Source organism: Halomonas sp. NO4, from assembly GCF_010994375.1.
Classification (GTDB): Bacteria; Pseudomonadota; Gammaproteobacteria; order Pseudomonadales; family Halomonadaceae; genus Halomonas.
Window position 1 is genome coordinate 22621 of the sequence record NZ_WHMA01000033.1, and the last position, 8875, is coordinate 31495.

The following is an 8875-nucleotide window of genomic DNA, read 5'->3' on the forward strand; positions in this document are numbered from 1 at the left end:
GGCTCACATCAGCACGATGTCGTACTGCTCCTGGGAATAGTGGGCCTCGACCTGGAAGCGGATGGTCTTGCCAATGAAGGTCTCCAGGTCGGCCACCGCCGCGGAATCCTCGTCGAGCAGGCGGTCGACCACCGCCTGGGACGCCAGCACCATGTAGGTCTCGGCGCTGTAGGCACGCTCCTCGCGCAGGATCTCGCGGAAGATCTCGTAGCACACCGTCTCGGCGGTCTTGAGGGTGCCACGCCCCCCGCAGGTCTCGCAGGCCTCGCACAGCGTCTGCTCCAGACTCTCCCGGGTTCGCTTGCGCGTCAACTGGACGAGCCCCAGCTCGGTGACGCCGGTGCACTTGGTCTTGGCGTGGTCACGCTCCAGAGCCTTCTCCAGCATGCGTAGCACCTGGCGCTGGTGCTCGGGGTCATCCATGTCGATGAAGTCGATGATGATGATGCCGCCGAGGTTGCGCAGGCGCAGCTGGCGGGCGATGGCGTTGGCCGCCTCGAGGTTGGTCTTGAAGATGGTCTCCTCGAGGTTGCGATGCCCCACGTAGCCACCGGTGTTGACGTCGATGGTGGTCATCGCCTCGGTGGGGTCGATGACGAGATACCCCCCCGACTTGAGCTGCACCTTGCGCCCCAGCGCCTTCTGGATCTCGTCCTCGACGCTGTAGAGGTCGAAGATCGGCCGCTCGCCCGGGTAGTACTCGAGGCGCGGCACCGCATCGGGCATGAACTCCTCGGCGAACGCCACCAGCTTGACGTAGTTCTCGCGGGAGTCGATGCGCACCTTCTCGATCTCCTCGCGGCGCAGGTCGCGCAGGGTGCGGATGAACAGCGGCAGGTCGTCGTAGATCACGCTGGGCGCCGACGCCGTGACCTTGCGCTCGCTGACCTTGCGCCACAGGCGCAGCAGAAAGTGCATGTCGGTGTAGAGCTCGTCGCGGCCAACCCCTTCGGCGGCGGTGCGCACGATGAAGCCGCCGGTGATCTCCAGCTCCATCTCACCTTGCACCGCGTCGAGCAGGGCGCGCAGCCGCTCGCGCTCAGCATCGTCCTCGATGCGCTGCGACACGCCATGGTGCGGCGAATCGGGCATGTAGACCAGATAGCGGGACGGCACCGACAGATGGGTGGTCAGGCGAGCGCCCTTGGAGCCGATGGGGTCCTTGGTGACCTGCACCACCAGCGCCTGCCCCTCGTGGAGCAGCGCTCCGATGGACAGCTGCTCCTCGGTGGGAGTGCCCGGGGGCATGACCTCATGGGCATGGATGAAGGCGGCGCGATCCAGGCCGATGTCGACGAACGCCGCCTGCATGCCGGGCAGCACCCGCACCACGCGCCCCTTGTAGATATTGCCGACGATACCGCGGCGTCGGGTCCGCTCGATCAGGGCCTCCTGCAGGACCCCGTTCTCCACCACGGCCACTCGGGTTTCCATGGGCGTGAGGTTGATCAGTACTTCACCGCTCATGCGGAAATCCTTGTCCAGTCGAATCTCGGAGCATTATGACACACTGCTATGGCGACACAGCGCCATTCCACAGCGGCACGCCTTGGCGCGTAAGCAGTGCCGCTGTCTCGAAAAGCGGCAGCCCCACCACCGCCGAGTGGCTACCCTCGATGCGTTCGACGAACACCGCAGCCAGACCCTGGATGGCGTAGCCGCCGGCCTTGTCGACGGGCTCGCCGGTGGCCCAGTAGGCGGCGATCTCGTACGCAGAGATGGGCCGCATGACCACCCGGGTCGCCACGCAGACATCGAGCAGCCCCGCCGGGCCGGCCACTGCCACGCCGGTCAGCACCTCATGGCTGCGCCCGGCCAGGGCCCCGAGCATCGCCGCTGCCTGCTCGCGGTCGCGCGGTTTGCCGAGGATCTCGCTGTCGAGTACCACCGCGGTATCGGAGCCTAGTGTCGGCAGCGTACTGTGCCGGGAACCCGCCCGCGCCTTGTCGCGGGCCAGGCGCCGCACGTAGTCGGCCGCCCCTTCGTCGTGCTGCACCGCCTCGTCGAGGTCCACGGGCTGCACCACGACGGGCACGCCGATGGAGGCCAGCAGCTCACGGCGGCGCGGCGACGCCGAGGCGAGGCAAAGCACGGGAGAAGACGGGTCCGTCATGGGCGGTCACTCCACGCCGGCCAGGCGGCGCTCCATGGCCTGGAACATGGTGGCAAGCCACGGCCAGAGCACGGCGCCGATCAGCGACGGCAGCAGGAAGGAGAGGTGCATGGAGAAGGGCCCGAAGAGGGTGCGTAGCCACTGCTCGGTTAGCTGGGAGAGCCCCAGCAACACCAATATCAGCAGCGCCTGCTGCAGCAGCGAGTAGGCGCGAAAACGCGGATAGACCAGTGCACACAGGAAGGCCAGCAGCGACAGTGCCAGGGCGTTCTGCCCCAGGGTCGCCCCCTCGATCAAGTCAAGCAGCAGGCCCAGTACGAAACCGTGGAAGACGCCGACGCGCTCGGGGGCTGACATGCACCAGTAGATCAGCATCAGCCCCAGCCAGTCGGGACGCCACATCTGCCACCCCTCGGCCAGCGGCATCACCTGCAGGCAGAGCGCCAGCAGCAGGCTGAGCCAGATCCACGGCAGCGAGGTCACCCGTGCGCTGGGCATCAGGAGTCCTCCTCGGAGGCGGCACGCCCCTCGCTCGGGCCGGCCGGGGATGCCCCGTTCGCCTCCGGCTCGCCCGCGGGGCCGGGCGGGAACAGCAGCAGGAAATGACGCGAGCGCTGCAAACGCGCCACCGGCTCCGCCAACACCCGGGCAAAGGGCTGCCCCGGATCGTGGACTACCTCGCTGACGCGCGCCACGGCAAAGCCCGAGGGGAAGCGCCCGGCCAGCCCCGAGCTGACCAGCAGGTCTCCCTCGCGAATATCGGCGGTGTCGGGCACGTGGAGCACCTCCAGCGCATCGTACTCACCGGTGCCCTGGACGATGAAACGCAAGCCGTTGCGATTGACCTGCACGGGCAGCGCATGGCTGGCGTCGGCGAGCATGAGCACACGGCTGGAGAAGGCGGAGACCGCCGTGACCTGCCCCACCAGGCCCGAGGCGTCCATCACCGGCTGGCCGACATAGACGCCGTCGCGCCGGCCCTGGTCCACCACCATCTGGAAGGTGAAGGGGTCGGCATCCAGGGAGAGCAACTCGGCGGTGATGTAGGGGACCTCATGGCGCTCGCCGGCCGCGAGCAGCTCGCGCAGGCGCACGTTCTCGGCGGTGAGACTGGACATGCGCTGCACGCGATGGGAGAGCTGCAGGATCTGTTCGCGCAGCCGGCGATTCTCCTCCACCAGAGCGCGCTGGTCGGAAAGTGCCAGCGAGCCCCAGGTCAGCACATCACTGGGCAGGCTGACCAGCCACTGGATGGGCGCCACCACGGTGGAGAGCTGGGCCCGCACGGCCTCCATGCGCGTGAAACGGTGATCGGCGAACATCAGCGCCGCGGCCAGCAGCGCGCAGAGCAGCATGCGATAGCCGGGCACCGACCCGTGCGAGAACAGCGGCTTGATAGACGTTTCCCCCGATTCCCCCGATAGGCCTCACTGCGTCAGTCGCTGGAGAGCAACTCGAACGTATGCCGGTCGATCATCTCCAGCGCCTTGCCGCCGCCACGCGCCACACAGGTCAGCGGGTCCTCGGCGACGATCACCGGCAGGCCGGTCTCTTCGGCGATCAGCTTGTCCAGGTCGCGCAGCAGGGCGCCGCCGCCGGTGAGCACCAGGCCACGCTCGGCGATGTCCGAAGCGAGCTCCGGGGGGGACTGCTCCAGGGCGCTCTTCACCGCGGCCACGATGGAGGCCAGCGTCTCCTGGAGGGCATCGAGGATCTCGTGGGAGTTGAGCGTGAAGCTGCGCGGAATGCCCTCGGCCAGGTTGCGCCCGCGCACGTCGATCTCGCGCAGCTCGCCGCCGGGATAGGCACAGCCGATCTCCTCCTTGATGCGCTCGGCCGTGGCCTCGCCGATCAGGCTGCCATAGTGACGGCGCACGTAGCCCGTGATGGCCTCATCGAAGCGGTCGCCCCCGACGCGAATCGATTCGGAATACACCACGCCGTTAAGCGAGATGATGGCGATCTCGCTGGTACCGCCCCCGATGTCCACCACCATGGAGCCCTGGGCATCGTCCACCGGCAGGCCGGCACCGATGGCCGCGGCCATGGGCTCCTCGATCAGGAAGACCTCGCGGGCCCCGGCGCCCTCCGCCGACTCCTTGATGGCGCGGCGCTCCACCTGGGTCGACATGCAGGGCACACACACCAGGACGCGCGGGCTGGGCGTCAGAAAGGTGCTCTGATGCACCTTGCGAATGAAGTGCTGCAGCATCTGTTCGGTGACGGTGAAGTCGGCGATCACGCCGTCCTTCATGGGGCGAATGGCGGTGATGTTGCCGGGCGTACGGCCCAGCATGCGCTTGGCATCGGCGCCCACCGCGGCCACGCTGCGCATGTTGCCTGACTGGCGGATGGCCACCACCGACGGCTCGTCGAGCACGATGCCGCGACCGCGGACATAAATCAGCGTATTGGCCGTACCCAGGTCGATCGACAGATCGCTGGAAAACAGCCCCCTTAAACGTTTGAACATGGACGTTGTTACCTAGTGCGGACCGGGAACCCTGTGCGGAGGCAAACGGTATCACCGCGGCCCCCCGGCAGCAAGCGACCACTCCGGTCACATGCCGGCGTGGAGGCTGCCGATGGCCGCTGAATATGGTACATTCACCGGCTGTTTCCCCACCCCAACCCGTGCGAGGACATCCAGCCCATGGCGCTTGAACACGCAGATGTGCAGCGGGCAGCGTTCCTGGCCCGACTCGGCCTGGACGACAATGAGGCCGCCCGCTACGTCGACGACCTCGGCCGCATTCTGGAGATGGTCGACCAGCTGCAGCGGGTGGACACCGACGGCATAGCTCCCCTGGCGCACCCCCTCGATGCCACCCAGCGCCTGCGCGCCGACGAGGTGACCGAGGGCGATCAGCGCGAGCGTTTCCAGCGCTGCGCGCCCGCCGTGGAGAACGGCCTCTATCTGGTTCCGCGGGTCGTCGAGTGATCGTCGCCCGCCGCGCGGCACCCGCTGTCCGCGTCCCCATCCCTTCGGCACGTCTTCATGGAGCCATGCCGCATGCATGACAAGACACTGAGCGAACTCGCCGACGGCCTCGCCTTCGGCGAGTTCTCCAGCCGCGAGCTGACCCAGCACCTGCTCGGGCGCATCGACCGCCTCGACGGCGCGCTCAACAGCTTCATCACCGTGACCTTCGACCAGGCGCTGGCCGCCGCCGACGCCGCCGATGCGGCCCGCGCCGCCGGCCAGGCCGGCCCGCTCACCGGCCTGCCGCTGGCCCTGAAGGACATCTTCTGCACCCGGGGCGTCAAGACCAGCGCCGGCTCGAAGATGCTCGATACCTTCGTCTCGCCCTACGACGCCACCGTGGTGGAAAAGCTGGCGGCTGCCGGCACTGTGAGCCTGGGCAAGACCAACATGGACGAGTTCGCCATGGGCTCGTCCAACGAGAACAGCCACTACGGCGCGGTGAAGAACCCCTGGGACCTCGCCGCCGTGCCCGGCGGCAGCTCCGGGGGCAGCGCCGCCGCCGTGGCCGCCGGCCTGGTCCCGGCTGCCATGGGCACCGATACCGGCGGCTCGATCCGCCAGCCGGCCGCCTTCTGCGGCATCACCGGCCTCAAGCCCACCTACGGCCGGGTGTCGCGCTATGGCATCATCGCCTACGCTTCGAGCCTCGACCAGGCCGGCCCCATGGCGCGCACGGCCGAGGACTGCGCTCTGCTGCTGAACGCCATCGCCGGCCACGACCTGCGCGACTCCACCAGCGTGGCGCGCGGCGTGCCCGACTACACCGCCGAGCTCGATGCCCCGCTCACCGGCCTCAAGATCGGCCTGCCCAGGGAGTACTTCGGCGAGGGGCTCGACCCGGCCGTGGCAGCCACCGTGCACGAGGCGATCAAGGTCTACGAGTCGCTCGGTGCCACGGTGCGCGAGGTAAGCCTGCCGCATACCCACTACGCCATCCCGGCCTACTACGTCATCGCCCCAGCCGAGGCCTCCTCGAACCTGTCGCGCTACGACGGCGTACGCTTCGGCCACCGCTGCGACAACCCGCGGGATCTCATCGACCTCTACCAGCGCTCGCGGGCCGAGGGCTTCGGCGAGGAGGTCAAGCGGCGCATCCTGATCGGCACCCACACCCTCTCCGAGGGCTTCTTCGACGCCTACTACAAGAAGGCGCAGCAGGTACGGCGGCTGATCCGCCAGGACTTCCTCGACGCCTTCGAGCAGGTCGACGTGCTGATGGGGCCGGCTTCCCCCACCCCGGCCTTCGACCTGGGCGCCAACAAGGACCCGGTCTCCATGTACCTGCAGGACATCTATACCATCGCGGTGAACCTGGCTGGCATTCCCGGCATCAGCGTGCCGGCCGGCCTGGCCAACGGGCGTCCGGTGGGCCTGCAGGTGCTCGGCACCCACTTCGCCGAGGAGCGCCTGCTCAACGTCGCCCACCGGTTCCAGCAGACCACCGACTGGCACCTGCGCCGTCCCGCCTTCGCCGAGGAGAACGCCTGATGCAATGGGAAACCGTGATCGGGCTGGAGGTGCACGTCCAGCTCGCCACCCGCTCCAAGATCTTCTCCGGCGCCTCCACCGCCTTCGGCGCCGAGCCCAACACCCAGGCCTGCGCCATCGATCTGGGCCTGCCCGGCGTGCTGCCGGTGCTCAACGAACAAGCGGTCGCCATGGCCGTGCAGTTCGGGCTGGCGATCCACGCCGAGATTCCCGAGGTCTCGGTGTTCGATCGCAAGAACTACTTCTACCCCGACCTGCCCAAGGGCTATCAGACCAGCCAGATGTACCAGCCCATCGTCGGGCCCGGCGAGGTGGAGATCTCGCTGGATGACGGCAGCACCAAGCGCGTCCGCGTTCACCATGCCCACCTCGAGGAGGACGCCGGCAAGTCGCTGCACGAGCTCTTCTCCAACGGAAGAGGCCACGGCATGACCGGCATCGACCTCAACCGTGCCGGCACGCCGCTGCTGGAGATCGTCTCCGAGCCCGACATGCGCTCGGCGAAGGAGGCCGCCGCCTACCTCAGGGCGATCCACTCCATCGTCACCTATCTCGGCATCAGCGACGGCAACATGGCCGAGGGCTCGATGCGCTGCGACGTCAACGTCTCGGTACGCCCGACGGGCCAGGCGGCGTTCGGCACCCGCGCCGAGATCAAGAACGTCAACTCCTTCCGCTTCGTCGAGCGTGCCATCGAGTTCGAGGTGGAGCGTCAGGTCGAGCTGCTCGAGGACGGCGGCGAGGTGATACAGGAAACCCGCCTGTTCGATCCCGAACGTAGCGAGACACGCAGCATGCGCACCAAGGAACAGGCCAACGACTACCGCTACTTCCCCTGCCCCGACCTGCTGCCGGTGGTGCTCGACCAGGCCTATGTCGACCACCTGCGCGAGACCCTGCCGGAGCTGCCCGACGAGAAGCGCGCCCGTTTCCAGAGCGAGCTGGGGCTTTCCGCCTACGACGCCAGCGTGCTCTCGGCGAGCCGCGACATGGCGGAGTATTTCGAGGCGGTCAAGGCGGCCTGCGGCGATGCCAAGCAAGCCGCCAACTGGGTGCAGGGCGAACTCTCCGGGGCGCTCAACCGCGAGGGTCTGGCGATTGCCGACAGCCCGGTCTCGGCCCGCCAACTCGGCGAGCTGATCGGCCGGGTCATGGACGACACCATCAGCGGCAAGGCGGCCAAGCAGGTCTTCCAGGCGCTGTGGCACGGCGAGGGCGTCAGCGCCGACGAGGTGATCGAGGCCAAGGGCCTCAAGCAGGTCACCGACACCGGCGCCATCGAGGCGATGATCGACCAGGTGATCGCCGACAGCCCCGCCCAGGTGGCCCAATACTGCGATGCCGAGCCCGAGAAGCGCGGCAAGATGATCGGCTACTTCGTCGGCCAGGTGATGAAGGCATCCCGCGGCACCGCCAACCCCCAGCAGGTCAATGCGCTGCTCAAGGAGAAACTGGACGCCCTGTGCTGAGGCCGGTACGCCAGCAAAGACGCCACGGGGCGCTGCGCCCCGTGGCCGCGACCACAACCGACGCCAGCAAGGAACACCCGGATGTCCGATGATGTCGGCGCACGGCTGCGTGCCCTGCGCACCCTGCGCGGGATTTCCCAGCGCGAGCTGGCCAAGCGCTGCAGCGTGACCCACTCCAGCCTGTCGCTCATCGAGCAGGGCAAGGTCAGCCCCTCGGTGAGCTCGCTGAAGAAGATCCTCGACGCCATTCCCATCAGCGTCGGCGACTTCTTCACCATGGACCTGGAGAGCCGTAACCAGGTGTTCTACACAGCCGACGAGCTCGCCGACGTGGGCTCGGGCGACGTCATCTACAAGCTGGTGGGTGCCAATCGTGCCAGCCGCGCGCTGGCCTTCATGATCGAGACCTATCCCCCCGGCGCCGATACCGGTCGCGAGATGATCGCCCACCAAGGCGAGGAAGCCGGGGTGGTACTCGAAGGCGAAATCGAGATCACCATCGGCGCCGAGAGCCGTGTGCTCGGGCCAGCCGAAGCCTACTACTTCGACACCAACGTCCCCCACCGCTTCCGCAATCCCGGCCAGACCCCTTGCCGGCTGGTCAGCTGCTGCACGCCGGCACGAAGTTTCTGAGCAAGCCGCGGTTGAAGTGTTCGATCTCTTTGAGCAGCGCCTCGGCCTGCTCGGTCAATGTCGCGTTGGCGCGCATGTCGCCATTGCGGGCTGCCTGCGTGGCCTCTTCAAACTCACGTTCATAGGCTTTCCTGATTACTCATGTTGACCAGCCATCACGCGAGCCTGGGGCTATACTGGAATCAC

At 67.7% G+C, this 8875-nt stretch carries 10 protein-coding genes; 4 read left to right on the forward strand and 6 right to left on the reverse strand.

Annotated elements, in window-relative coordinates:
* Window positions 1-3 precede the first annotated feature (3 nt).
* The 5 genes from rng to FEF15_RS16180 form a co-directional block, all read right to left on the reverse strand.
* Window positions 4-1467 (reverse strand): ribonuclease G, encoded by a 1464-nt coding sequence (rng, locus tag FEF15_RS16160; protein WP_163560195.1) that lies wholly within the window; start codon window positions 1465-1467, stop codon window positions 4-6.
* Window positions 1468-1513: 46 nt separating this feature from the next.
* The gene (locus FEF15_RS16165; RefSeq protein ID WP_163560196.1) at window positions 1514-2113 is read right to left on the reverse strand and encodes a Maf family protein; all 600 of its coding nucleotides are present in this window, start codon (window positions 2111-2113) and stop codon (window positions 1514-1516) included.
* A gap of 6 nt (window positions 2114-2119) precedes the next feature.
* Window positions 2120-2611 (reverse strand): rod shape-determining protein MreD, encoded by a 492-nt coding sequence (gene mreD / locus FEF15_RS16170; RefSeq protein WP_163560197.1) that lies wholly within the window; start codon window positions 2609-2611, stop codon window positions 2120-2122.
* Complete coding sequence (mreC, locus tag FEF15_RS16175) at window positions 2611-3468, reverse strand: rod shape-determining protein MreC (protein WP_163560198.1); 858 nt, start codon at window positions 3466-3468, stop codon at window positions 2611-2613. Before mreC ends, mreD begins: the two co-directional genes overlap by 1 nt.
* Window positions 3469-3548: 80 nt before the next feature.
* Window positions 3549-4586 (reverse strand): rod shape-determining protein, encoded by a 1038-nt coding sequence (locus FEF15_RS16180; RefSeq protein WP_163560199.1) that lies wholly within the window; start codon window positions 4584-4586, stop codon window positions 3549-3551.
* A 180-nt stretch (window positions 4587-4766) separates the two neighbouring features.
* Between FEF15_RS16180 and gatC the strand changes: the two genes are divergently transcribed.
* The 4 genes from gatC to FEF15_RS16200 all read left to right on the forward strand — a co-directional run bounded on the left by gatC (window position 4767) and on the right by FEF15_RS16200 (window position 8689).
* Window positions 4767-5054: an Asp-tRNA(Asn)/Glu-tRNA(Gln) amidotransferase subunit GatC gene (gene gatC / locus FEF15_RS16185; protein ID WP_163560200.1), complete on the forward strand. Its 288-nt coding sequence runs from the start codon at window positions 4767-4769 to the stop codon at window positions 5052-5054.
* Between the two features lie 72 nt (window positions 5055-5126).
* Entirely contained in the window at window positions 5127-6587 is a 1461-nt protein-coding gene (gene gatA, locus FEF15_RS16190) for an Asp-tRNA(Asn)/Glu-tRNA(Gln) amidotransferase subunit GatA (RefSeq protein WP_163560201.1), read from the forward strand.
* On the forward strand, window positions 6587-8056 hold the full coding sequence (gene gatB, locus FEF15_RS16195; RefSeq protein WP_163560202.1) for an Asp-tRNA(Asn)/Glu-tRNA(Gln) amidotransferase subunit GatB: 1470 nt from the start codon (window positions 6587-6589) through the stop codon (window positions 8054-8056). Before gatA ends, gatB begins: the two co-directional genes overlap by 1 nt.
* Before the next feature lie 81 nt (window positions 8057-8137).
* The gene (locus FEF15_RS16200; RefSeq protein ID WP_163560203.1) at window positions 8138-8689 is read left to right on the forward strand and encodes a cupin domain-containing protein; all 552 of its coding nucleotides are present in this window, start codon (window positions 8138-8140) and stop codon (window positions 8687-8689) included.
* Here FEF15_RS16200 and FEF15_RS19470 read toward each other — a convergent pair.
* The gene (locus tag FEF15_RS19470) at window positions 8658-8825 is read right to left on the reverse strand and encodes a DUF6435 family protein (protein WP_240454199.1); all 168 of its coding nucleotides are present in this window, start codon (window positions 8823-8825) and stop codon (window positions 8658-8660) included. The genes FEF15_RS16200 and FEF15_RS19470 overlap by 32 nt on opposite strands.
* Between the last annotated feature and the right edge of the window lie 50 nt (window positions 8826-8875).

Coding starts and splice junctions, on each gene's coding strand:
- rng (WP_163560195.1), bottom strand. CDS start 1,467: ATGAGCGGTGAAGTACTGATCAACCTCACGCCCATGGAAACCCGAGTG.
- FEF15_RS16165 (WP_163560196.1), bottom strand. CDS start 2,113: ATGACGGACCCGTCTTCTCCCGTGCTTTGCCTCGCCTCGGCGTCGCCG.
- mreD (WP_163560197.1), bottom strand. CDS start 2,611: ATGCCCAGCGCACGGGTGACCTCGCTGCCGTGGATCTGGCTCAGCCTG.
- mreC (WP_163560198.1), bottom strand. CDS start 3,468: ATGCTGCTCTGCGCGCTGCTGGCCGCGGCGCTGATGTTCGCCGATCAC.
- FEF15_RS16180 (WP_163560199.1), bottom strand. CDS start 4,586: ATGTTCAAACGTTTAAGGGGGCTGTTTTCCAGCGATCTGTCGATCGAC.
- gatC (WP_163560200.1), top strand. CDS start 4,767: ATGGCGCTTGAACACGCAGATGTGCAGCGGGCAGCGTTCCTGGCCCGA.
- gatA (WP_163560201.1), top strand. CDS start 5,127: ATGCATGACAAGACACTGAGCGAACTCGCCGACGGCCTCGCCTTCGGC.
- gatB (WP_163560202.1), top strand. CDS start 6,587: ATGCAATGGGAAACCGTGATCGGGCTGGAGGTGCACGTCCAGCTCGCC.
- FEF15_RS16200 (WP_163560203.1), top strand. CDS start 8,138: ATGTCCGATGATGTCGGCGCACGGCTGCGTGCCCTGCGCACCCTGCGC.